Source organism: Micromonospora sp. S-DT3-3-22 (assembly GCF_015354745.1).
Taxonomy (GTDB): domain Bacteria; phylum Actinomycetota; class Actinomycetes; order Mycobacteriales; family Micromonosporaceae; genus Micromonospora; species Micromonospora wenchangensis.
In genome coordinates this window covers 1-22994 of record NZ_JACGMO010000126.1, presented here as the reverse complement: position 1 = coordinate 22994, position 22994 = coordinate 1, and the positions used below count along the sequence as shown (strand labels likewise).

Sequence of the window (22994 nt, the reverse complement as noted above, 5' to 3'; positions counted from 1 at the left end):
ACCGGGCCGGCTGCGGGAACGCAGGCGTGGACCGCGCCGGACGACACCGCACCGGCGGACAGCGCGCCCACCGGACCCGTCGCCCCGACGCCGACGGGGGACGCAGCCGGTCCTCCCACGGAGGGTGCGCCGGCCCGGACCGCCGGGGCGGCCCCGACGGCCACCGCGCCGGGAGCGGACGGTGTCGACCCGCGTTCCACCCCGGTCGACCTGTGGACCCCCGCCGCCGAACGGGCCGTGCAGACCTCCCCGGCGGCACCGACCACCGCCGTGCCGACCGCCACTGCCGGCCCCACCACTGCAGTGCCGACCACTGCCGTGCCGATCATCGCCGGGCCGACCTCCCCGGCGGCACCGGGGCCGGCCGCCGGCCCGGCCCCGGCGGGCAGCACACCGCCCGGGAGCCCGTCGACGACGGTCGGCGCGGACACCCCGCCGACCGTCGACGAGGCGTTCCTGCCGGCCAACGAGGTCGAGGAGAACCTGCTGGACGCGGCCGGCGCCGGCAGCACCGACGGTTTCCTCTCCACCCTGCTGCTGGCCCGGGTGCTGCTTCCGGTCAACCCCGACTCGGTGGCCGGCAGCCGCCCCGGCGAGCCCGGTTTCCAGTGGCGTACCGGGACGACCGACGGTGAGACGTACGTGGTGGTCTACACCTCCCCGGAGCGGCTGGCCGAGCACGACGTGCCGCCGGTCGAGACGATCGAGGTGCGCTTCGTCCAGTTGATCCGGCGGTGGCCGGACCCGGGCTGGGCGTTCGCCGTCAACCCGGGCACCCCGGTCGGGGCCAAGCTCCCCGGCGAGCAGATCGTGGCCCTGGCCAGTTGGGCGGCCGAGGTCGGGCTCGGTGACGAGGCGGACCTGGAGCCGGTGGCCGCCGCCGAGGCACCCGCCGAACGTACCCGGTACGCCCCGCCGGTCACCGACCCGTCCCGTCCGGTGGTGATGCAGAAGGCGGTCGCCCCGAGCCAACTCGCCTACTACCTGGAACGCGGCTACGACCGGGTCTCCGGGTTCGTGCACCGGGCCGGCGAACTGGCCCACCTGACCACCCCTGCGGAACTGCACGACGCCCTGGGGCTGGGCTACCCGGATTCGCCCTTCGCCCGCGACGCCGAGGCGACCTACGTGCTGCGCTGGCCCGCGTACCGGCCGAGTCTCTACCGCATCCCGTACGGCGGGCAGAACGAGGCGGCGATGCGGGCCATGGAGGGCTGGGTGATCGAGCGCGCGCCGTTCCGGGGCAACGGGTTCGCCCCCGGCGAGAGCAGCGACGTGGTGGCCGAGTTCAAGGTGGACAGCGCCCGGTTGCCGCACGGCGCACAGCTCTGGCGGATCGGCACGGAGGGCACCGAACGGGTGATCGCCATCCTGGACACCGATGCGCTGGTCTGGCGGCGGGTGGGCGAGCCGTGATGCGTGACGGTTACGTGGCCCGCTGGCAGGGGCGGGAGTACCAGGTCAGCCCGGACGGCGACCACGTACGGATCTACCAGCCGGAACCCGCCGACGGCTTCGAGGAGGTACGCCCCGGCCGGTACGTGCGGGTCGTGCCGGCCGGTGAGGTCGAGGACCTGGCGTACGTGCGGACCACCTGCACCTGGCAGGGGCAGCCGTTCATCGTGCTCGGCGAGCACGACGGGTGGCTGCGGGTCGAGTACACGGGTGGTCGCTGGCCGGTGGCGCAGGCGATGGGGCTGGAGGTCTTCGACTTCGGCGTCTACCAGGGCTGGGCGCCGGCCACCGAGGTCGCCGACCTGCGCGAACAGCGCGTCTGACCGCCGGCCGGGAGACGGGCCGGCCGGGTCAGGACTTGGTCCAGCGCAGGATCTCGCCGAGCACCACGTCGCCGGCCTCCACGTGGGGGAAGTGGCCCACCCCGTCGATCAGCCGCCACTCGTAGGGGGCGCTGACGTACCGGCCGGAGCCCTGCGCGGTGCGTGGCAGGGACGCGACGTCGGCCGCCCCGTGCAATTGGAGGGTGGGGGTGACCAGGGGCTTCTGCATCAGCCGGACGAACCGGTAGCCGTGCAGCCGCAGCACCGAGCGGAAGGCCCACCGGTAGCCCTCCAGCGCGCAGAAGGCGGCCTGCGGGATGAGCATCGCCTCCCGGCAGCGCTGCGCGTACCCGGCGAAGTCGGGGCCGGCCACCCAGCGGGGGCCGCCCCAACGGCTCAGCATCTGCTGCACCTCGGCGGCGTCGTTGCGGGTGAGCACGTGCTCGTACCGGGGGAGCTGGAACTTCAGCGCCGGGGTGGAGGCGGCGAACTGACCGCGCGGGTCGGCGAAGATGGCCGCGCGCAACCGCAGCGGATGGGGTGCACCGAGCACCACCAGCCGGCGGACCAGGGTGGGGTGGAACGAGGCGGCTGTCCAGCCGATCAGCCCACCCGAGCCGGTGCCGACCACGGTGGCGGACCGTTCCCCGAGGGCGCGGATCAGGCCGGCGACGTCGGCGGCGAGGGTGTAACCGTCGTACCCCCGGGGTGGTTTGTCGCTGGCGCCGTAACCGCGCAGGTCCACCGCGACGGCCCGGAAGCCGGCGTCGGCGATGGCGGGGAGCATCGTGTGCCAGGCCCACCAGTGCTCGGGGAAGCCGTGCAGGAAGAGCACCATCGGCCCGGTGCCCGCCTCGACGACGTGGAACCGGCTGCCGTTCGCGCCGACGAACCGGTGCGTCCACGGCCCCTCGGTGAGGACGCAGGACTCGTCGGTGGGCCCGCCACGCTGCTCGGTCATGGGCACAGCCTAGGACCTCGGCGCCTGTCGATCGTCCCGTCGACCCGGGCCGGACGGCCGTACGCGCCTCGGACCGGTCTGCGGTGGGCTGAGCGGACTCAGCGGACGACGCTGATCCGGACGACGCCGACCGGGGTGCCGGGGCCGCAGGCGGCGGGTGGCGCGGCCGGGTCGACGGTGACCACGACGGTGCTGCCGGTGGCGACGGTGCCCAGGCCGGGGCCGTGCAGCGCGTACTCGTGGCCGTCGTCGGTGACCAGGCCGTAGCACGGGCCGTCGCCGCCCCGGGTGATCCTCCCGGCGAGCCGGTCCGGCCGGCGTCGGTCGGTGGGGTGCCGTGGGGGTGCGGCGGGCCGGCGCGGGGTGGGCGGCGGGGCGGCGGAGGGCGGTGCCGGCCGGCCGGCGGGCGGGCCCGGCGTCGCCGCGCGGTCGGCGGGCGGTGCCGGCCGGTCGGCGGGTGGTCGGGTGCCGGCCGGCGGGTCGGTGGTCGGGGTCTGTTCGTCGGTCACGGTCGCCTCCGTTCCCGGCGCACCCGCCACGGGTACGCGCGGAGCCAGCGTGCCACGGCGGCGGTGGACCGGCATCCGGCCGGCCCCGGACGGGCCGATGCCCGGGCAGGAGTCCTGCCCGGGCATCGGGTAAAGCAGGTGGTGCGCTGATCAGCGGATCAGGAGAAGCGGACCTTCAGCGAGGTGCCGTTCTGCTCCACGACGCGGATCTTGGTGCCGGTGGCCGGGAGCTTGACGCCGTGGTTCGGCAGCTCCGGGTACCAGTACTGCTTGGTGTCGTCGAACAGCGGCTGCGCGGCCTGGCCGCGGACGTACTGCGGCACGCTGTTGATGTGCAGCGTGAACGAGTCCGCCTTCTTCAGGCTGAACGGCGCGTCGTACACCTGGACGCGGGCCCGCCACGGGGCGCCGGTCAGGTTGTACAGCGGCTCCGGGTGCGCGTCGATGATCATGTTCCGACCCTCGCCCGGGTGGTCGAAGGTGTCGTTGTCGGCCCACCGGAGGTTCCAGTAGGAGATCAGCAGACCCTCCTGGTACGCGTAGTGGTCCACGTAGTCCGGGCGGCTGTTCGCGTAACCGAAGTAGTACGGGCCGGTCTTGAGGTACTGGTCGTACGACACGTACGACCGGTTGCCGGCGATGTAGTAGTTGTCGAACTTACGGATGTAGGTCTCGGCAACCACGCTGAACCCGTTCAGGGTCCAACCGGCGGCACCGGCCTCCGCACCGTCGCTGAGCACGGTCTGCCCGTCGGCGGTGATGGTGATCGCGTCACCGTAGAAGCCGCCCTCGGAGACGCCACCGTCGGTCTGGTAGCGCAGCCGGAACTGCACCACCTTGCCGGCAGCCGCGTTCATCGGGATGTTGACGTCGACCCACTGGCCGTTGCTGGAGCCGTCCAGGGCGAAGCGCCCGGGGGAGATCTCCTTGAGGGCCTTGCCGTTGGCGGTACCCGGCAGGGTGGCCCAGGTCTGACCGCCGTCGGTGCTGGCCTCGAAGAAGAGGTAGTCGTAGTCCGCCTCGATCGAGTAACGACCCTTCATGGTGAGCGCGGCGCTGGTCTTCCCGGTGAGGTCGATCGTCCGCGTCATCGTGGTGTTCAGGTCGTCGTCGTTGCCGGAGAAGAACTGCTTGGTCCCCTCGAACGGCTTGCCGTTCTGGAAGGAGTACTCCCGCTGCGGCAGCACCACCACGGCACCCTGCGCCTTGTCGGAGTTGTACTCCTGCGGGCCCAGGTTGAGGGTCTTCTGCTGGCCGGCCACCACGACCTCGTAGTCGAGCCAGCCGAGCTGGAGCTTGTTCCAGGCGCCGAGGTCGCCGCCCCGCTCGCCGATGCCGCCGTCGTTCTTGGCGCCGAGCCGGCTCTGGGCCATCAGGGTCCAGTGCTCGTTGTTGTTGTCACCGCTGTTGATGACGTTGTAGTCGTCCGGCAGACCGAGGTCGTGACCGTACTCGTGGTAGAAGACGCTCCGGCCACCGTTCTCCGGCTGGATGGTGTAGTCGCCGATCCAGACGCCGGTGTTGCCGATCTGGGTGCCGCCGGCCGGGAAGTTCGCCGGGCCGGTGTTGCCCTGGTCGCTGGCGAAGGCGTACCACCGGTGGCTCCAGATGGCGTCCTCACCCTGGATCGGGTCACCGTCGGCCTGGTCGCCGCCGGAGTGGACGATCTGGAAGTGGTCGATGTAGCCGTCCGGCTCGTTGAAGTTGCCGTCGCCGTCGAAGTCGTACCGGTCCCACTCGTCCATCGACTTGACGTCGGCGGCGATCTGGGCGTCGGTGCGGCCGGAGGCCTTCTGGTCGGCGACCCACTGGTTGGCGGCGTCGCGGACCAGGGCCCAGGTGTTGTTGCAGACGTTCGAGGCGCAGGGGTAGCCGTTGGAACGGCCGTACCGGGCCTCGTTGTACTTCACCTTGACCCAGTCGGTGACCTCGCCCTCGACGCTGTAGCGACCCGAGGACTGGGCCTCGTAGTACTGCTTCAGCGACTCGTCGCCCTGCCCGGTGCCGAAGTACAGCTTCCGGTAGTGGTCGGCGTTGTAGTCGGCCTGCCAGACGGTGGAGTTGTCCACCGCCCGGTTGGGGGCCGGGATCTCGTTGTGCAGCGGCCCGTCGAACCGGGTCGGGCCGGGCACGGCCGGGGCCGTGTCCTGGTCCGGGTAGCTCGGGTGCCGCTCGTTGCCGAACTCCGCGAGGATCACGAAGATCTTGTCGGTCCGCTCGCGGCCCAGCTCGACGTACTGGTCCTGCGTCTGGGCGACGCCCGAGGCCGTCGTCCGGGCGTTGGTGCCCGCAGCCTGGGTCTTGCCGACCTTGACGACCGTGCTGCCGTTGATCTTCTGCGCCTTGGCCTTGCCGGAAAGGACCTCGCTGAGGCCCTCCTGGCGCAGTGCCCGCCGCTTGGTTTCGAGCGGGTTGGGCAGATCGTGGTCCGCCTGGGGTTCCGCGACCGACGGGGCCGCCGTCGGGAGCTTCGGCGTCGGCGCGGCGCTGGCGGACGTACCCGTCACCAGACCTGTCGCCGTCAGCGAGAGCCCGAGCAGACCCACTGCGACTTTGCGCACGTGGTACCTCCGGTGTGAGGGAACCGGCCCAACGGGGGTACGGGCCGGCGTAAGACGTCCCACTAGTGGGACCCATGGTGAACATAGACACTGCTGGGACGGGTGGGAAGATGTCCGCGTCGATTTGTTGCAAGATTTTGATGAGAACGCTTTTCACCGTCACACACCGGATGTTCATCAACGGTCATGAGCAGCGCGGACGGCCCGACGGGGAATCGCAGTGATGTATTTCGATTGGATTGCCGTGATGCGTGAAACGGTGGGCCGGTGGCTTCTCCGCCACCGGCCCACCGTTCACCGATCAGTCAGTTACTGACCCTTACCACCGCATCGCCGGGCGTACCCGACGCGCGGCCTCAGTACTTCGCCGGAGTGATCCGGACGACCGCGTACGAGTTGTCCGGCGCGGCCGACTCGATCTTGATGGAGACCCCGTTACGGACCTTCGAGTCGGAGGGGTTGCCGGTGCCGAGCACGATCGCCCCACCGCCCAGCGTCACGCCGTAGAACTCGGTGGCCGGCGTGCCGTCCGGGTTCACCACCCGGGTGGTGTACGGCTTGTTGCCCCGCGACGGGACGACCACCGAGGCGTCGTTGTCCCGGGCGTACGGCGAGCCGTCGCGGATCTCGATGCCCGGGTACCAGCCCTTGGCGTCGTTGAAGCCCGACACCGGGCGCTGCCGCCCGAACTTCGTGCAGTACGCGCTGTACGGCTCGTCCGCCGCCTCCAGGCACTCGGTGAACGGGTACGTCGGGTTCAGCGAGAACGCCGCGTTGGACGACTGCGGCCGGCTCGGCAGGTTGTCCAGCACCGACGGGTCCTTCGCCGCCGCCTCACCGGTACGCCGCAGCGGGTCGTAGTGCGAGTCCACGATCAGCAGCCCGCCCTTGGCCCCGTAGCTGGGCAGCGCGGTCATCTGGCCGGTGACGTGGTTGACGTCGCCCAGCATCGTGTCCCGGTACCAGACCAGCATGCCCGGCGCGTTGTACGAGATCCGGTCGACCTTCCACGCCTCGTGCGAGTAGATGGTGTCGTAGGCGTACTTCAGGCCCATGTCGAAGCCGTCGAAGTTGCGCCACTCGGCCAGGTAGTACTGCGCCTTGGTCTGGGTGCCCGGGTCGATGTGCCAGCCCGCGCCGGTGGTGTCGGTGAAGGTGCCGACGCTCAGCGTCCAGCCGTTCGTGCCGCTCTCCACGTCGTCGCTGAACGTGGTGGCCCCGCCGCCGGTGACCGACAGGTCGTCGGCGAACCAGCCCCGCTCCTGGAACGCCTCGTCGGTGGCGTACCGCAGCCGCACCTGTACGGTCGTCCCGGCGAACGCCGACAGGTCGATCCAGTCGTGCCGCCAACCGGCGGTGCTGCCGGTCAGGCCGTACTTCTTGTTGCCGAAGTCGACCATGCGGCCGTTCGGGTCGGCGTAACCGTCGTTGGTGGAGACCAGCGCGCCGGACGCGTCGTAGACCTTCTGCTCGGCCCAGGTGGCCCCGCCGTCGGTGGAGACCTCCACGAACCCGTAGTCCCAGTCGTCCTCGATGACGTAGTTGTTCCACATCCAGAACTTCGCGTCGGAGGCGGCCGGGACGGCCACCTGCCGGCTGAGCTTGACGTCCGCCCACTCCTGGTCGGCGCCGCTGTACCACATGCCGGTGCCGCTGTGCGGCTGGGCGAGGGTGACCACCTTGTCCGGCAGGTCGATCTTGATGCCGTCCTGGGTGCCCACCGGGGTCCGCGAGGTCTGCCCGAGCGTCGCCGTCCGGGTCCGGGTGCCGGGGGCGATGGTCAGCGGATCGGCCCAGCCCAGCACCCACTTGTCCCAGATTCCCATGTGGGTGGGCAGGGCCTGGAAGATCTCACCGGTGTGCGAGCCGGACGCCATCAGGTCCCAGAAGTCGACGTCCGAGTCGGCGTTGCCCGAGGTGTCGTAGAGGTCCGGCAGGCCCAGGTCGTGACCGAACTCGTGGGCGAAGACGCCGACCCCGGCGTCCTCCGGCTGCACGATGTAGTTGGACACCTTCAGGTTGGTGCCGGGGATGGTGTAGCCGCCGGCGACCGTGGAGGAGTGCGCCCAGACCGCGTACACGCCCTGGTCGCCGCCGCCCCGGGACTTGCCCTGACCGGCGTGCACCAGCACCAGGTGGTCGATCACCCCGTCCGGCTCGTTGACGTTGCCGTCGCCGTCCCGGTCGCCCTGGTCCTCGATGTCGTAGTCGGCCCACGGGAAGTTCGGGTCCGCCGCGGCCAGCGCGTCGATCGCGTCGGTGGCGAGCCGCCCCGCGCCCTGCGGGTTGTCCGGGTGGCCGTTCATCGCCTGCTGCCGGCCGGCGACCCAGGCGCCCGTCTCGTCCTGGAAGCAGCGCGAGGCCGCGTACCAGCCCTCCGAGTGCGGCACGGTGATCCACGGGCTGGCCTGCCCGTCCACCGTGTACGCGCCCTTGGACATCTCCAGGTACATGTTGTGCATGGTGCGGCCGGACAGGTCGATGCCCTTCCTGCCGTCCGGTCCCTTGAGGTCCTTACGGACCCGCTCGGTGATGCCCTGCTTGGTGTAGAGCATCTTGTCGAAGTGGGCCGGGGAGAAGTCCGGCACCCACATCGAGTTGTTGTCCTCGTGCGGCAGGGTCGCCGGGTTCGGGATGTTGTTGTGCTCCGGTCCGTTCTGGACGGTGCCCGGGACGCAGGTGCGGTCCTCGAAGACCGTCTTGGGGACCATCACGCCGGTGAAGTCGTCGTTGGCCTGGTCGTTGAACTCGACAAGCAGGGTGAGCAGCTTGGCCGTCTGGGTGCTCTTGGCCTTCTTGAACGTGCGCGGGCTCTGCCCGGTGCGGATCGCCCGCGCCTCGTTGCGGGCCAGCTCCCGGGCGGCCAACGGATTGCCACCGGCGAACTTGCGGTCGTACGCGCGGGCCTCGTCCGCCGCCGAGGTGAGAACCCCGTCGGCACCCCTGACCTCCTTACCCGCGGTGTCCGGCTGCACCTCCGGCTCGGCGTAGTTGAGGTAGTGCTCGTCGGCCCCGATCCGGGTCGGCACCGCGGGCCCGACCGGCTGGGCCGAGGCGCTGCCGGCCACGGTCAGTGACGAGGCGACGAGAGCGAGGGCGGGCAACGCGACGAGTATCCGTCGACGTGCCCTGGTGGGCGGGAGAATGTTCATGCCACTCCGTTTCTCGGGCATGGGAAAGGGATCGCCGGTGAGACCTGCGTCGAGCCCAGTCGATATCGCTGAACCTAAATGAGAAGGGTTCATGCCCGGAAGGGGGCACCGGTGCGTCTGCCCGTTCAGCCCGAGTCGGCTCGGCCTACCGACCGATTCGTACCCCTAAAAAGATGGTGGGTGCCGGCCCCCGCGCGGACCGGCACCCACCGTCGGGTACGGCTGTCGTCAGTCCTCGTCGGACTTCCCACCGCTGAGCCCGGAGGAGATCAGCTCCATCACCGAGGAATCCTGGAGCGTCGTCACGTCACCCAGCGACCGGTTTTCGGCCACGTCCCGCAGCAACCGGCGCATGATCTTGCCGGAGCGGGTCTTCGGCAGCTCCGGCACCAGCATGATCTGCCGGGGCTTGGCGATCGGGCCGAGCGTCTTCGCCACGTGGTTGCGCAGCTCGGCGATGAGCTGCTCGCCCGCCTCGCCCGAGGTGTCGGCGGTGCCGCGCGGGATGGCGAACGCGACGATCGCCTGCCCGGTGGTCGGGTCCGTCGCGCCGACCACCGCCGCCTCGGCCACCGCCGGGTGCGACACCAGCGCCGACTCCACCTCGGTGGTGGAGATGTTGTGCCCGGACACCAGCATCACGTCGTCGACCCGGCCGAGCAGCCAGATGTGCCCGTCGTCGTCCTTCTTCGCCCCGTCCCCGGCGAAGTACATCCCCTCGAACCGGGACCAGTACGTCTCGATGAACCGGTTGTCGTCGCCCCAGATGGTGCGCAGCATCGACGGCCACGGCTCGCGCAGCACCAGGTAGCCACCGCCGCCGTTGGGCACCGACTGGCCCTGGTCGTCCACCACATCGGCGACGACGCCGGGCAGCGGGGTCATCGCGGAACCCGGCTTGGCCGCGGTCACCCCCGGCAACGGGGAGATCATGATCGCGCCCGTCTCGGTCTGCCACCAGGTGTCCACGATCGGCAGCTCACCCCGGCCGACGTGCTGGCGGTACCACATCCACGCCTCCGGGTTGATCGGCTCGCCGACGCTGCCCAGCAGGCGCAGCGACGACAGGTCGAAGCCCGCCGGGATGTCCTCGCCCCACTTCATCATGGTGCGGATCAGCGTCGGCGCGGTGTAGAGGATGCTCACCCGGTACCTGTCGACGATCTCCCAGAACCGGCCCTTGTGCGGGGTGTCCGGGGTGCCCTCGTACATCACCTGGGTGGCGCCGTTGGCCAGCGGCCCGTACACGATGTAGGAGTGCCCGGTGACCCAGCCGATGTCGGCGGTGCACCAGTAGACGTCGGTCTCCGGCTTCAGGTCGAACACCGCGTGCGCCGTCCACGCGGCCTGGGTGAGGTAGCCGCCGGTGGTGTGCAGGATGCCCTTCGGGCGGGCGGTGGTGCCGCTGGTGTAGAGGATGAACAGCGGGTGCTCGGCGTCGAACGGCTGCGCGACGTGCTCGGCCGACGCCGTCTCGACCGTCTCGTGCCACCAGTGGTCCCTCGCCGACCAGCCGACCTCCTCGCCGGTGCGCCGGACCACCAGCACGTGCTCGATCGACGGGCAGTTCGCCACCGCCTCGTCCACCGTCGGCTTCAGCGCCGACGGCTTGCCCCGCCGGTAGCCGCCGTCGGCGGTGATCACCACCTTGGCGTTGGCGTCGGAGATCCGGTTGCTCAACGCGTCGGCGGAGAAGCCGCCGAAGACCACGCTGTGGGTCGCGCCGATCCGGGCGCAGGCCAGCATCGCCACCGCCGCCTCGGGGACCATCGGCAGGTAGATCGCCACCCGGTCACCGGCGACCACGCCCAGGTCGGTCAGCGCGTTCGCCGCCTGGCAGGTCAGCCGGTGCAGGTCGGCGTAGGTGAGGGTGCGGGTGTCGCCCGGCTCGCCCTCCCAGTGGATCGCCACCCGGTCGCCGTTGCCGGCCTCCACATGCCGGTCCAGGCAGTTGTACGCCACGTTGAGCTGACCGCCGACGAACCACTTCGCGAACGGCGGGTTCGACCAGTCGAGCACCTCGTCCCACGGCTTGGCCCAGGCCAACCGGCCGGCCTGCCGCTCCCAGAAGGCGAGCCGGTCCGCGCCGGCCTCGTCGTACGCGCCGGCGGTGACGTTGGCCTGGGCGGCGAGTGCGGCCGGCGGCGGGAACTGGCGCGTCTCGTTCAGCAGGTTGGCCAAGGCCTCGCTCATGCGGTGACTCCTTCGTCGGGTGACCTGCGTCTCTACCCGGCCGAGGTTAGTCCGGGCAGCTCGGGACCGCGACACCCCCGGTGCCGGCCGGCGCGCTCAGCGGCCGTCCCGGCGCGCTCGACGGCCCGCCCCTCCCACCCTGATCAGGATCGGACCCGACGCCCCGGTGGCGGGTGGCATCCGCCCCGGAGTCACCCGGTCGCTAGCGTGGCGGGGTGACCACCGATCCGCTCGCCCCGCTGCTCGCGCTCGCCGACATCGCCCCCGCCGTCGAGCGGGCCCGCGAGCGGGTCGACCAGGCGATGCGCCACCGCGCGCTGCGCCGCCACGGTGGCCAGGTCGCGGCCGAGGTCGGCCTGCGCAGCGCGGTGGCCAGCGCCGCCCTGGAGGGGTACGACCACGAGCGCGAGGCGGTCCGCGCCGGCACCGTCACCGAACCGGTGCTCCAGGGGGCGCTGCGGGTCGCCGGGGCGCTGCCCGGGCTGACCGAGCTGTGGCCGAAGGCCCCCCGGCAGGCGTTGGCCCGGCTGCACGTCCTCGCCGCCCGGGACGTGGTCGCCGAGGCCGAGCTGGGGCGTCCGGTCGCCGACCCGGTGGTGGCCGCCCGGCTCGACGGGCTGGCCGGGCTGGTCGCCGGCGGGACGACGGTCTCCCCGCTGGTCCTCGCCGCCGTGGTGCACGGCGAACTGCTCAACCTGCGGCCCTTCGCCGGCCCGTCCGGGGTGGTGGCCCGCGCCGCCGCCCGGCTGGTGCTGATGTCCCGGGGGTTCGACCCGCGTGGCCTGGTCGCCGTCGACGTCGGCCACCGGGAACGGCAACCCGAGTACGTCGGCGCGGCCGGTGCCTTCGCCACCGGCACCCCCGACGGTCTGCGCTCCTGGCTGCGGCACTACCTGAGCGCCGTCGAGGTCGGCGCGGACCAGCTCACCGTCGTCGGCGACGAGATCATCGCCGCCGCCTGACCGGTGCCGTCCACGCACCCGACCCGTCCGGTGCCGGGTGCACGGTCAGTCCCGGCGGGTGGCCCGGTTCACCCGGGAGCGCAGCGCCCGCCGGGCGACCGGTCCGAGGTCGTCGACGATCTCGATGAGCACGGCGAGCTGGTCGAGTGCCGACATCGCCTGCTGCGCGCCCGCCCGGTCCACCCCGTCGTACAGTTCCAGCCCGACGAACGCGGCGCAGACGGCCCGGGACAGGCCGGGCACGTCCGCGATCTCGGCGAACGGTGAACCGGCGAGCAGCCGGCGTAGCACCGACTCGATCTCGTCCACCCAGAGCTTCAGCGCGGCGGCGGTGGGCGCGGCCAGCCGCTCGTCGGTCTGCGCCCCGGCCAGCAGCTGGGCCAGGAAGGAGACGTTGCCCAGCTCGCGTTCCTGCTCGTGCAGCTCCTGCCCGACGGCGAGCAGTTCCCGCAGCGAGCCCACCCCGGCCAGCCGGGCCGACCAGTGCCCGAGCCGGTCGGCGGTGCTGGCCCGGCAGGCCGCCGTCAGCAGGTCGTCGACCGTGCCGAAGTGGTAGAAGACCAGCGCCTGGTTCACCCCGGCGGCGGCGGCGATGGTGCGGGCGGACACGCCGGCGATGCCGTGCGTACGGATGGCGGTGATGGCGCCGTCCAGGAGGCGCTGCTTGGTGCCGGACATCGTCCTCCTCGTGGGCCCGCCGGATGCGGTGGTGTGATCATCGCATCGGTCACCAGCTGCGCCAGCCAGCCGACCCCGGGCAGCCGCAGGATCCAGCCGACCACCGCCCAGCCGAGGTGCAGGTGCCCGAGGGCGCGGGCGACGGCGGCCACCCCCCGTTCCGACCGGCCGTCGCCGTCGGTGTACGCCGCCCGCCACAGCACCCCCTCGGCTGCGGCGGCGGGACGGACCAGCAGGCCCACCGGGCGGCGACGGGCAACGAACCGCCAGGTCGCGGCGCACGGACCGCAGGCGTCGTCGAGGAACAGGACCGCCGCCGGCCCCACGTGGTACGGCCGCCGACGCGGCCACCAGTCCCGGACCTGCCGCCGGTACGCGCGCCACGCCCCGCCGTGCCGGTCGGCCAGGTCGTGTTCCTCGTGCGGGCGGGCCACCGCCACGCTGAAGGCGACCGCCACCGCCGCCGCCAGCACCAGCGCGGAACTGCGGGTGAGCGCGGCGGTGAGCAGCAGCAGGGCCACGGCGGCGGTCTGCATCGGGTTGGCCAGGTAGGCGTACGGCCCGGTGGTGACCAGCCGTACGGGCGGGTCCCACGGGTACGGCGTGCCGCCACCGTGGGTGACGAACTCGCGGACCGCGGCGAGCGCCGGGGCGGCCAGCACCAGCGCCACCTGGGCGAGGAGCAGCAGGACGGGCCGGGGCAGCCCGGTCACCGCCGCCCACGACCCGTCGCCGACCTCGAAGGCCAGGCTGGGGACGAGCCACAGCAGCAGGGCGGTGAAGACCCCGACCTGGAGCAGCGTGCGCGCCGCCAGGTGCCGCCGGTCGGCACACCAGCGGCCGAGCAGTTGCGCCGGCAGGGCCACCACGAGCAGCCCGACCAGCTCCCCGACCAGCCAGTGCGGGCCGAGCCGGACCAGCGGGTGCAGCGCCGGCATGGCCACCGCGTCGACCCAGAGCAGCAGGCCCAGCGCCACCGGCACCGGGAGGGCCCGGCGTAGCAGCACGGGCAGCGGACCCCAGAGCGCGGCCCAGCCGATCCACAGGTCGACCGGCATCCCCCGGTAGCTTCCCCGGACCGGGGCGAACGTGTACCAGCCGGTGCGCCGGGCCACCTCGTCGAGGGCGGCGATGCCGGTGCCGGCGGCGAGGAAGGCCAGCAGCGCCGCCGCCCGGCCGGAGCGGCTCCGGTCGACCCGGGCGGCGGCGAGCACGGCCAGCAACGGCACCGCCAGGCTGAGGTAACGGGCGGCGATCATCGCAATGCCATCATGTCCAGCAGGTGTCCCGTCCCCGCGCCGAGCAGGACCTGCTGGATCGGCCCGAAGTACCAGGAGGGGTCGAGCCCCCGGGTGTAGTCCACCCGGATGCGTACCTCGGTGTGCCCCTCGTCGACGGCCCGCCAGCTCAGCGTGGCGTGCCGCCACCGGAACCAGCGCGCGGTGATCGAGCTGTCCTCGACGAACCGGAATCCGACCCGCTGCCCGCCCACCGTCTCCACCTCGGCGAGGAGGTGACCGCCGGGGCCGTGCGCGCTGCCGTGGTAGCCGAACATCCACCTGTCACCCGAGTCGAGCCCGTCCCCGCTGACCTGGCCCGGGGTGGGCACGCCGAGCAGCCGCAGCGGCACCGAGCGCACCGGTACGGGGCGGGGACCGGCGGCGAGCCGGGCGGCCACCTGGTCGGCCGGCAGGGCCACCACCCGGACCACCTCGACGGACTGGTCGGGTGCCAGCCGGGGGGCCGGCCCGCTGCCCTCCAGCCCCGGCAGGAGCAGCAACGGCACCGCGAGGACGGCGTACGAGCGGGAGGCGTCGCGCAGCGCGCGGATCAGGGCGGTGGTCCCGTGGGACACCGCGTAGACCAGTGGGGCGGCGAGGATGACGCAGACCGCCCCCTCGTGCAGCGCGACCGCCGCCAGCAGCAGGGCGACCGTGGTGACCACGAAGACCCGGCCGTGGGCGGTGCGGCCGGGCAGCAGGGCGAGCGCGGCGGCGAGGGCCGTCGGGAGCAGCACGAAGAGCAGGGCGCTGTCGGCCCGCCCGTCGTGCACGGTGGCGACGAACACCACCATGCCGAACGCCGAGATCAGGCCGGCGAGCACCCAGTTCGCGGCGGTCCGTCGGGGCGGCGGTCGATCCGGCTCGTTCATCACTACCTCCCGTTTTTGAGCACCTGCTCAAAAACGAGCATAGGCCGATTTGAGCGATCGCTCAATCGGGGGTACGCGGAGGGGGTGCCGGGTGGCCCGGGTTGGGTCGCGGTGGGTCAGGAGGCCCGAAGGGCCGGAGTCGTCAGGCGGCCTGGACGGCGCGGGTGCGGCGGTGCCGGCCGTACCAGGCGATGCCGATCGCCACCCCGACGCCGACGCCGAGCGCCGCCGCGGCCACCGGGACCGCCGGCCGCTCCCGCAGCCGCCGGCCCAGCGGGATCGGGTGCCGGAACTCCAGCACCGGCCAGGCGTTCTCCACCGCGAGCCGGCGCAGCGCCCGGTCCGGATTGACCACGCTCGGATGCCCCACGCACTCCAGCAACGGCCGGTCACTGTACGAGTCGGAATAGGCGTACGAGTCGGCCAGGTCGTACCCCCGGGCGGCGGCCAGCTCGTTGACCGCCTCGACCTTGCTCGGACCGGCCGCGTAGAACTCCACCTCGCCGCTGTAGCGGCCGTCCTGCACGCTCATCCGGGTGGCGATCACGTCGGTCACCCCGAGCAGCGCGCCGATCGGGCGGACCATCTCCTCACCGGAGGCGGAGACCAGCACCACGTCCCGGCCGGCCGCCTGGTGCTCCTCGATCAGCGCGGCGGCCTCGGCGTACACGTAGGGGTTGATCAGCTCGTGGAGCGTCTCCGCGACGATCTGACGGACCTGTTCCACCCGCCAACCCTTGCAGAGTGCGGCGAGATAGTCCCTGGTCCTGGCCATGGTCTGCTCGTCGGTGCCGCCCAGCCGGAACATCAGCTGCGCGTACGCCGACTTCACGACGTCCCGTCGTGTGATCAGCCCGTCCCGGTAGAACGGCCGACCGAATGCCAAGGCGCTCGACTTGGCGATGACGGTCTTGTCCAGATCGAAGAAAGCGGCACTTCGGCCCACGGCGCGCAAGTCTAGTCCGATGCTCTAGGGTCGGCGGGTGCCCTGGGGTCAATACCCCACCCGACCTGCGGGAGCATTCCGACCACGAATGCTCAACGTGATCGCAGTCACACGCTCCGATCATAATTTCGCAATGAGTGGGGTCGACAACACTCGACGTGAACAGTCCGCTCGGGCAGACTTGTCCGCACGACAACGATTCATGTCGCGGAAAGCTGAGGGACCCTCGGCGGTCGCACCCCCCGTGACCGCCGGGCCGGTTCGGCTCAACCCCCCCGGAGCCGAACCCTCCGACGACCCCCGTCTCCCCCCGACGGGGGTCGTCCCTTTTCGAGGGGGTGACTGACCGGCCGGGAAGAAACAGCCCCACCCCCTGTTGCGGGAACGGGGCGCGGGGCTGCTTTGCTAGCGAATCGTCGCTCCTGTCGTGGTGGCGAATCCGGTCACGACGACAGCGACTACGGGGTCGGGCTCCGGCGCGTACGCCGGGTCGACGCGGCCGTGGCCCTCGTCGCCCCCGCTGTCCGGCCCTTCAAAGTCCCGGCCCCGACGGGTTACAGTCAAGCCGACTCCTTCCGTTGCGCGCGGTCGGGTCGAATGCGGCGTCCGGTTGCAGCCGGGCGCCGCTGTGCTGTGGCGGCGCTGTGCCGATCGACCGGTCAAGCATCCCGCGTGCGGCGGCATAGCACAAGGTCTGCGATTTGTCTGTCAGGTGGCTGACAGTCGGTCCACCGAAGAGGCCCTGCTCAGCGGCTGTCCGCAGGAGACGCGGAAGCGGGCGACCGGGTTACCGCACGACCGCCCGCATCGTCGTCCGGGCGGGCAGGAAACAGGCCAGCGCGCGGCCGTGCCGGTCGGTGACCACCCACGGGTGCCCCACGTACGTCTGCTGGCGGTAGGACCGGCCGGCGTCGAGCACCTTGTACTGCCGGCGCTGCCCCTGGTAGTCGAGCCAGTAGACGACGACCCGCGAACTGCGGGCGTTGACGAACTCGATGTACGTCGAGGGACCGTTCGAACTGGACCGCAGCGAGTGTTCCTGCCAGCCCGGCAGCGCGGTCAACTCGGCCGGTCCGGGCGGGTTCGTCGGCGGCTTCGGCGTGGGGCGGGGCGCGCTGGTCGTCGGGGCCGGCCGGGGTGGCGTGGTGGTCGCGGCGGGGCGGGACGTCGTACCCGTGGCGGGTCGGTGTGGCTGGCGGGGCGGTGCCGGGGGCGGCGCGACCGGGGTCGCGGCGCGGGTGGCCAGCGAGGCCGGGGCGCGCGAGTAGTCGGCGACCGGGGTGGGGCTCTCCACGGCCGCGAGATCCGGGCGGTCGGCGATCCACGAGGGCGTCATCGGCAGGGCGGCATCGTCCCGCTTCGGCCCGGACCACAGTGGTGACAGAGCCAGGACGAGGCTGGTGACCAGGCCGAACGCCACTCCGGCCAACAGCAGGGTCCGTCCGATGCCGGCGGGTTCGACGGCGTGCACGGGGGACGGCAACGGGTCGCCCGGTGACCCGGAAGCCGGGACGTCGATCAGATGCCGACCGGCCGGGGGGACGAGGTACGGCGGCAGCGTCTGGCGGTACCGGGGTGCCGGCAGCCAGCCACCGATGCGCAGGGTGGGGGGTGTTTCGTCGGATGAGTCGGCCATGGCCCCGTTTCCGAGAGCGGCGGATGCCACCTTCGCGGTGGCGGTCACGATTATCGGCGTACGACGCGGTATGCCGTCAATCACTCGGGCGGGGTGAACGGGACATTTTTTCGCGTTCCTCCTCGGGACGGCACCGGTGATGCCGGCGTCGTTCGGCCGTCCCGGCCCGCCGGGCGGCGCGCTGAAGATGCCTCCGGTGCTGGTCAACCCCCTCCGACCGGGTCGACGGAGGCGTCGAAAGGGCGACCGGGGAGACCCCGACGGCCAGCGGGGCCCGCGATTCCACCACCGACGCGGCATAACAGATCACCGGCGGTGCCGGGGGTTGTCCACAGCCCGTCCCGTTGTCCACAGGTGAGGCGGCGCGGACGGCACGGAGGGGATACGACGGCGCAGGGTCTGTCCCAGCAACCCCGAGCGCTGGAGGCCGTGATGCCACCCCGTACCTCCCTTCCGCCGTACCGACGACTGCCGCTGCTGGTCACCGCCGACGGTGACCTCCTCGACGAGTTGCTGCGGCTCGCCGCAGCGGGCGGCACCGAGGTGGAGGTGGCTGCCGATCCCGCCGCCGCCCGGTCCCGCTGGCTCCCCGCGCCCCTGGTCCTCGTCGGCAACGACCAGGCCCAGGCCTGCCTGCGGGCCCGGTTGCCCCGACGGCCCCGGACGGTGCTGGTCGGACGGTCGGGGGAACTCGACCCGGGCTGGGAGATCGCCGAGTTGATCGGTGCCGAGCACGTCGCCACCCTGCCTGCCGCCGAACCGTGGCTGGTCGACCGGTTCACCGAGTGCGCGCCCGGCGGCGAACCGGCGACCCCGGCCCGAACGGTCGCCGTGCTCGGCGGCCGGGGAGGGGCCGGGGCGAGCGTCCTCGCAGGTGGCCTGGCTGTCACCGCCGCCCGCGCCCACCTGCGGACCCTGCTGGTCGACGCGGACCCGCTCGGCGGTGGGCTCGACCTGGTGCTCGGCTGGGAGGACCTGGACGGGCTGCGCTGGCCGTCGCTCACCGACGCCGACGGTCGGGTCGACGCGCCCGCCCTGGTCCGCGCCCTGCCGCACCGGGGCGACCTGGTCGTCCTCTCCTGGGACCGGGGCGAGCCGCTGGCCCTGCCCGCCCCGGCGATGGCCGCCACCCTCGACGCCGCCCGCCGGGGCCGGGACTTCGTCGTCGTCGACCTGCCACGCCAGCTCGACGACGCGGCCGTGCTCGCCCTCCAGGCCGCCGACCAGGCGTACGTGGTGGTGCCCGCCGAGCTGCGGGCGACCGCTGCGGCGGCCCGGGTGGTCGCGGCGACGGCCCCGCACTGCGCCGCCCTGGGGGTGATCGTCCGGGGTCCCGCTCCGGGCCGGCTGCGGGCGGCCGAGGTGGCCCGTGCCCTCGGGCTGCCGCTCGCCGGCACGCTGCGCCCCGAACCGGCCCTGTGCCGGGGGCTGGAACGCGGCGAGGCACCGGCCGCCGCCGGTCGGGGACCGCTCGCCGCGCTCTGCCGCCACCTGGTCACCGAACTGACCGGGCTGCCCGTGCCGGGTGCGGCGTGACCGGGCGGCCCGAGGAGTTCGCCGCCCGGGTCCGGCAGCGGATGGCCGACACGACGACGCCGGTCACCCCGGCGGCGATCGTCTCCGCCGTACGCGCCGAACCGTCCGCCGCCGTCCTCGGTGACACCGCCGTGCTGCGGATCGCCGACCGGGTGCACGACGACCTGGTGGGTGCCGGGCCGCTCGCCCCGCTGCTCGCCGATCCCGAGGTGACCGACGTGCTCGTGAACGGGCTCCGGGTCTGGGTCGACCGGGGTGCCGGGCTGCACCAGGTGGCGGTGCCGCTCGGCACGGTCGACGACGTACGCCGGCTGGCCCAACGGCTCACCGCCGCCGCCGGGCGTCGGCTCGACGACGGCTCGCCCTGCGCGGACGCCCGACTGCCCGACGGTACGCGTCTGCACGCCGTGCTGCCTCCGGTGGCGACCGACGGACCCTACCTGTCGCTGCGCACCTTCCGGCACCGGCCGTTCACCCTGGACGAACTGGTCCAGCAGGGCACCGTGCCGCAGCCGGTGGCCCCGGTGCTCGCTGCGGTGGTGGCCGCCCGGCTGGCCTACCTGGTCACCGGCGGCACCGGCTCGGGCAAGACCACCCTTCTCAACACCATGCTCGGCCTGGTGCCGACGACGGAACGCATCGTGCTGGTCGAGGACGCGGCCGAACTGCACCCGGTGCACCCGCACGTGGTGGGTCTCCAGGCCCGGACGGCCAATGTGGAGGGCGCGGGCGTGATCGGGTTGAGCGAGCTGGTCCGGCAGGCGCTGCGGATGCGTCCCGACCGGCTGGTCGTCGGTGAGTGCCGGGGTGCCGAGGTGGTCGATCTGTTGGCCGCGCTCAACACCGGGCACGACGGAGGAGCGGGCACCCTGCACGCCAACACCCCGGCCGACGTGCCGGCCCGGCTGGAGGCGCTCGGGTTGCTCGGCGGACTGCCCCGGGCGGCGCTGCACGCGCAGGTCACCGCCGCCCTTCAGGTGCTGGTCCAGGTGCGTCGGGGCCCCGACGGCCGGCTGCTGGAGTCGATCTGTCTGCTGCTGGCCGAGGGCCCCGACCGGCTGGTGTCGGTGGTACCCGCCTGGGTACGCGGGCAGGGCGTCGGCCCGGCCGGGTCCGCTCTCGCGATCCTGCTCCGCGATCGGGGAGTTCCTGTCCCGCCCCTGCTGCGGGCACCCCGACCTGGTCCGACGGAGCGGGCATGACGCCGCCGTTGTGGCTGGTCGCAATCCTCCTGACCGGTGCGGCCCTGGTGGTCGCCTGGCCGGTACGCAGCAGTCGACGCCGACGCCACAGCGTGCTCCCCGCACCGCGACGCCCCGGGCCGGAGCCCGGCGCCCCCCACCGGTCGGCCCCCGGGCGACGACTCCTGCACCGGCTGGTGTCCGGTCCGCCGAGGCGGGCCCTGCTGCTGGCCGGTCTCGTCGGTGCCGGTACGGGTGGCCTCGCCGCCGGGCCGGTCGCCGCCGTCCTCCTGGCCGGCTACGGGATGCTCGGGGCGCGTGCCGTGCACCGGCGGCGGCTGGCCGGGCAGGTCGGCCGGGAACGACGCCACCACCTGGACCGGCTGGGGGCGCTCGCCGCCGACCTGCGGGCCGGCCTGCCCGTCCCCGGTGACACCGCGCCGAACCAGGAACCCGGAGCGGCGCGACCGGACGACGACCCCGCCGGGACGGACCGGCTCGCCCGGCTGACCCGGTCGGCGGTCCGGCTCGCCGACCGGACCGGAGCGCCCCTTGCCGAACTCCTGGAACGCGTCGAGGCCGACGCGCGGGCGTTCGACCGGGGACTGGCCGGGGCCGCCGCCCAGGCGGCCGGGGCCAACGCCACCGCGCTGCTGCTGGCCGCGCTTCCGCTCGGTGGCATCGCCCTCGGCTACGGCATCGGCGTCGATCCGCTGGCGGTGCTGCTGCACACCCCGGTCGGTGCCGGGTGTGCCCTCGTCGCGATGGGCCTTCAGGCCGGCGGGTTGCTCTGGGCCGAGCGGCTGGGTGCCGTCCCCGGCGGGGGCGGGTGATGTCCCCGGCGCACCTGTCGGCCGGTTGCCTGGTCCTGGCCGCGCTGCTGGTCGCGGTACGCGGCAACCGGGCCGGCCGGCGGTGGAACGTCCTGACCGGCCGGCGCGCCGACCGGAGCCGGCCGGGCTGGTGGCCGGACCGGACACGACTCGGGGCCGTCCTGGCGGGCCTGGCGGTCCTGCTGCTGGTGGGCGGTTGGCCCGGGGTGCTGGGCGGTGCGGTGACCGCCCCGGTGGCGGACCGGTTGCTGCGCCGGATCACCCCGCCTGCGGTACGGGAGCGTCGGTTGCGGGAGGCCGCCGACCTGCCGCTCGCCGCTGACCTGCTGGCGGCGGCGATGCGGGCCGGCGCACCGGTCGACCGGTCGGTGCTCGCGGTGGCCGACGCGTTGGACGGCCCACTGGCCGCCCGACTCGCTCGGATCGGGCGGACGCTGCTGCTCGGAGGTGAACCGTCGGAGGCGTGGGCACACCTGGCACCGGTGCCCGGGGCGGACCGGGTGGTGGCCGCCGCACTGCGCTCGTCCCGCAGCGGCGCGGCGTTGGCCGGTGCCCTCAGCCGCGTCGCCGACGACCTGCGGGCCGACCGCTCCACGGCGGCGGAGGCGTCCGCCCGACGGGCCGGCGTGCTGATCGTGTTGCCGCTGGGCCTGTGCTTCCTGCCGGCCTTCATTCTCGCCGGCCTGGTGCCGGTGATCGTCGCCGTCCTCGGCGACGTGCTGTGACCCAACATCGAGAAAGGAACGAGCGATGCGCAAACTCCTCACCCGGCTGCGCGGGGACGCGGGGATGAACACCGCCGAGTACGCCGTGGGCACTCTCGCCGCCGTCGCCTTCGCGGGCATCCTGCTCAAGGTGCTCACCTCGGGCAACGTGCAGTCGGCGCTGACGGCCGTCATCGACCGGGCGTTGAAGTGAGACCGCGCCGGCCGGCCGGTCGGGACCGGGGCTCGTTCACCGCCGAACTGGCGACCGGCCTGCCGGCGCTGCTTCTGCTCCTGTTCGCCGGAATCACCGCCGTCGACGCGGTCACCACGAAGGCGGCCTGCCTGGACGCGGCCCGGGAGGCGGCGCTCGCCGCCTCCCGGGGCGAGGACGGGACCGACGCGGGCACCCGGATCGCACCCGAGTCGGCGGTCGTCTCGATCGCGGTCCACGAGGGGCGGGTCATCGCGACGGTCCGCGCCCCCGTCCGTGCGCTCGGTGCCCGGCTGCCCCGACTCACCGTCAGGGCCGACACGGTCGCCGCCGTCGAACCCGGCGCGCCACAGCCCGGAACACCGGAACTGGGCACACGGGAGTTGGGCACACCGGAGGCGGGTGCACCGGAACCGGGCCCACCGCGACCGGACGCACCCCAGCCAGGCACACCGCAACCTGGCGCACCGGAACCGGACGCGTCATCCCCGGACACGCCCGCTCCGGGCGGACCCGGGGAGGGCAGGCCGGGAACCGGCTCGTGAACCGCGAATGCCGGCCCGAGCACGCGACCCGCCGGGCCAGGGTGACGGGTCCCGAGGGGATGGTGCCCGAGGGGATGGGGCCCGGTGGCGTCGCCGACCGGGGTGGGGCCACCGTGCTGCTGCTCGCCATCGGCCTGGTCTTCGTGCTGGTCGGGCTGTTCGGGGCGGCGATCGGCGCGGCCCGACTGGCGCGGCACCAGGCCCGGGTCGCCGCCGACTTCGGTGCCCTGGCGGGGGCCGGCGCGGTGCCGCAGGGTGCCGGCGCGGCCTGTGCGACCGCCGACGAGTTCGTCCGCGTCAACGCCGCCCGGCTGGTCACCTGCCGGGCGGACGGGCTCGACGTGGTGGTGACGGTCGAGGTTGCGGTCACCCCGCTACCGGGGCTGCGGCGGCACGCCACCGCCACCGCCCGCGCCGGCCCGGTCCGGAGCTGACCTGCCGGAGCGCCGGCCC

19 protein-coding genes and 1 pseudogene are annotated in these 22994 nt (G+C 73.2%); 10 read left to right on the top strand and 10 right to left on the bottom strand.

What is annotated here, in order from left to right; translation table 11 throughout:
• Positions 1 to 1416, top strand: a 1416-nt coding sequence (locus H1A17_RS27885; protein WP_194823269.1) for an SseB family protein, incomplete at its 5' end; no start/stop codon positions are given.
• On the top strand, positions 1413 to 1778 hold the full coding sequence (locus H1A17_RS27880; RefSeq protein ID WP_145917484.1) for a hypothetical protein: 366 nt from the start codon (positions 1413 to 1415) through the stop codon (positions 1776 to 1778). The genes H1A17_RS27885 and H1A17_RS27880, both read left to right, overlap by 4 nt.
• A gap of 28 nt (positions 1779 to 1806) precedes the next feature.
• On the opposite strand, the gene H1A17_RS27875 is transcribed toward H1A17_RS27880, so the two are convergent.
• The 5 genes from H1A17_RS27875 to acs all read right to left on the bottom strand — a co-directional run bounded on the left by H1A17_RS27875 (position 1807) and on the right by acs (position 11154).
• Positions 1807 to 2739, bottom strand: a complete 933-nt coding sequence (locus tag H1A17_RS27875; RefSeq protein WP_145917485.1) for an alpha/beta fold hydrolase — start codon at positions 2737 to 2739, stop codon at positions 1807 to 1809.
• A gap of 98 nt (positions 2740 to 2837) precedes the next feature.
• On the bottom strand, positions 2838 to 3248 hold the full coding sequence (locus H1A17_RS27870) for a hypothetical protein (RefSeq protein ID WP_145917486.1): 411 nt from the start codon (positions 3246 to 3248) through the stop codon (positions 2838 to 2840).
• 158 nt (positions 3249 to 3406) lie between these two features.
• Positions 3407 to 5794, bottom strand: a complete 2388-nt coding sequence (locus tag H1A17_RS27865; protein WP_194823270.1) for an immune inhibitor A domain-containing protein — start codon at positions 5792 to 5794, stop codon at positions 3407 to 3409.
• 371 nt (positions 5795 to 6165) lie between these two features.
• Positions 6166 to 8961 carry an immune inhibitor A domain-containing protein gene (locus tag H1A17_RS27860; RefSeq protein WP_228544362.1) on the bottom strand — a complete coding sequence of 932 codons (2796 nt, stop codon included), beginning with the start codon at positions 8959 to 8961 and terminating at the stop codon, positions 6166 to 6168.
• Between the two features lie 228 nt (positions 8962 to 9189).
• A complete protein-coding gene (gene acs / locus H1A17_RS27855) occupies positions 9190 to 11154 on the bottom strand; it encodes an acetate--CoA ligase (RefSeq protein WP_194823267.1) in 1965 nt (654 codons plus the stop codon).
• 215 nt (positions 11155 to 11369) lie between these two features.
• Here acs and H1A17_RS27850 point away from each other — a divergent pair, with 215 nt between their 5' ends.
• Positions 11370 to 12116: an oxidoreductase gene (locus H1A17_RS27850; protein WP_145917488.1), complete on the top strand. Its 747-nt coding sequence runs from the start codon at positions 11370 to 11372 to the stop codon at positions 12114 to 12116.
• Positions 12117 to 12161: 45 nt separating this feature from the next.
• On the opposite strand, the gene H1A17_RS27845 is transcribed toward H1A17_RS27850, so the two are convergent.
• The 5 genes from H1A17_RS27845 to H1A17_RS27825 form a co-directional block, all read right to left on the bottom strand.
• Positions 12162 to 12794, bottom strand: a complete 633-nt coding sequence (locus H1A17_RS27845) for a TetR/AcrR family transcriptional regulator (RefSeq protein ID WP_145917489.1) — start codon at positions 12792 to 12794, stop codon at positions 12162 to 12164.
• Positions 12689 to 14053 carry a methyltransferase gene (locus H1A17_RS27840; protein WP_194823266.1) on the bottom strand — a complete coding sequence of 455 codons (1365 nt, stop codon included), beginning with the start codon at positions 14051 to 14053 and terminating at the stop codon, positions 12689 to 12691. Before H1A17_RS27840 ends, H1A17_RS27845 begins: the two co-directional genes overlap by 106 nt.
• Positions 14050 to 14946 (bottom strand): hypothetical protein, encoded by an 897-nt coding sequence (locus tag H1A17_RS27835; RefSeq protein ID WP_228544361.1) that lies wholly within the window; start codon positions 14944 to 14946, stop codon positions 14050 to 14052. Before H1A17_RS27835 ends, H1A17_RS27840 begins: the two co-directional genes overlap by 4 nt.
• A 142-nt stretch (positions 14947 to 15088) precedes the next feature.
• Positions 15089 to 15901 (bottom strand): HAD family phosphatase, encoded by an 813-nt coding sequence (locus H1A17_RS27830; RefSeq protein ID WP_194823264.1) that lies wholly within the window; start codon positions 15899 to 15901, stop codon positions 15089 to 15091.
• Positions 15902 to 16679: 778 nt separating this feature from the next.
• Entirely contained in the window at positions 16680 to 17528 is an 849-nt protein-coding gene (locus H1A17_RS27825) for a hypothetical protein (protein ID WP_168222365.1), read from the bottom strand.
• 432 nt (positions 17529 to 17960) lie between these two features.
• On the opposite strand from H1A17_RS27825, the gene ssd reads away from it, so the two are divergent.
• From ssd to H1A17_RS27790, 7 genes and pseudogenes are all read left to right on the top strand, one after another.
• On the top strand, positions 17961 to 19064 hold the full coding sequence (gene ssd, locus H1A17_RS27820) for a septum site-determining protein Ssd (RefSeq protein ID WP_145917493.1): 1104 nt from the start codon (positions 17961 to 17963) through the stop codon (positions 19062 to 19064).
• Positions 19061 to 20266: a TadA family conjugal transfer-associated ATPase gene (locus tag H1A17_RS27815; protein ID WP_145917494.1), complete on the top strand. Its 1206-nt coding sequence runs from the start codon at positions 19061 to 19063 to the stop codon at positions 20264 to 20266. The genes ssd and H1A17_RS27815 overlap by 4 nt, the downstream gene beginning before the upstream one ends.
• On the top strand, positions 20263 to 21078 hold the full coding sequence (locus H1A17_RS27810) for a hypothetical protein (protein ID WP_194823263.1): 816 nt from the start codon (positions 20263 to 20265) through the stop codon (positions 21076 to 21078). The genes H1A17_RS27815 and H1A17_RS27810 overlap by 4 nt, the downstream gene beginning before the upstream one ends.
• Positions 21078 to 21803 (top strand): type II secretion system F family protein, encoded by a 726-nt coding sequence (locus H1A17_RS27805; protein ID WP_194823262.1) that lies wholly within the window; start codon positions 21078 to 21080, stop codon positions 21801 to 21803. The genes H1A17_RS27810 and H1A17_RS27805 overlap by 1 nt, the downstream gene beginning before the upstream one ends.
• Before the next feature lie 25 nt (positions 21804 to 21828).
• On the top strand, positions 21829 to 21996 hold the full coding sequence (locus tag H1A17_RS27800; protein WP_013283643.1) for a DUF4244 domain-containing protein: 168 nt from the start codon (positions 21829 to 21831) through the stop codon (positions 21994 to 21996).
• Positions 21993 to 22337: pseudogene (locus tag H1A17_RS27795) on the top strand (TadE family type IV pilus minor pilin); the annotation flags it as partial. The gene H1A17_RS27800 and the pseudogene H1A17_RS27795, both read left to right, overlap by 4 nt.
• 263 nt (positions 22338 to 22600) lie before the next feature.
• The gene (locus H1A17_RS27790) at positions 22601 to 22975 is read left to right on the top strand and encodes an Rv3654c family TadE-like protein (RefSeq protein ID WP_145922523.1); all 375 of its coding nucleotides are present in this window, start codon (positions 22601 to 22603) and stop codon (positions 22973 to 22975) included.
• Positions 22976 to 22994: the final 19 nt, after the last annotated feature.

Coding starts and splice junctions, on each gene's coding strand:
- H1A17_RS27875 (WP_145917485.1), bottom strand. CDS start 2,739: ATGACCGAGCAGCGTGGCGGGCCCACCGACGAGTCCTGCGTCCTCACC.
- H1A17_RS27810 (WP_194823263.1), top strand. CDS start 20,263: ATGACGCCGCCGTTGTGGCTGGTCGCAATCCTCCTGACCGGTGCGGCC.
- H1A17_RS27840 (WP_194823266.1), bottom strand. CDS start 14,053: ATGATCGCCGCCCGTTACCTCAGCCTGGCGGTGCCGTTGCTGGCCGTG.
- H1A17_RS27825 (WP_168222365.1), bottom strand. CDS start 17,528: ATGGCCGACTCATCCGACGAAACACCCCCCACCCTGCGCATCGGTGGC.
- H1A17_RS27790 (WP_145922523.1), top strand. CDS start 22,601: ATGGTGCCCGAGGGGATGGGGCCCGGTGGCGTCGCCGACCGGGGTGGG.
- H1A17_RS27805 (WP_194823262.1), top strand. CDS start 21,078: ATGTCCCCGGCGCACCTGTCGGCCGGTTGCCTGGTCCTGGCCGCGCTG.
- H1A17_RS27860 (WP_228544362.1), bottom strand. CDS start 8,961: ATGAACATTCTCCCGCCCACCAGGGCACGTCGACGGATACTCGTCGCG.
- ssd (WP_145917493.1), top strand. CDS start 17,961: ATGCCACCCCGTACCTCCCTTCCGCCGTACCGACGACTGCCGCTGCTG.
- H1A17_RS27835 (WP_228544361.1), bottom strand. CDS start 14,946: ATGAACGAGCCGGATCGACCGCCGCCCCGACGGACCGCCGCGAACTGG.
- H1A17_RS27845 (WP_145917489.1), bottom strand. CDS start 12,794: ATGTCCGGCACCAAGCAGCGCCTCCTGGACGGCGCCATCACCGCCATC.
- H1A17_RS27800 (WP_013283643.1), top strand. CDS start 21,829: ATGCGCAAACTCCTCACCCGGCTGCGCGGGGACGCGGGGATGAACACC.
- acs (WP_194823267.1), bottom strand. CDS start 11,154: ATGAGCGAGGCCTTGGCCAACCTGCTGAACGAGACGCGCCAGTTCCCG.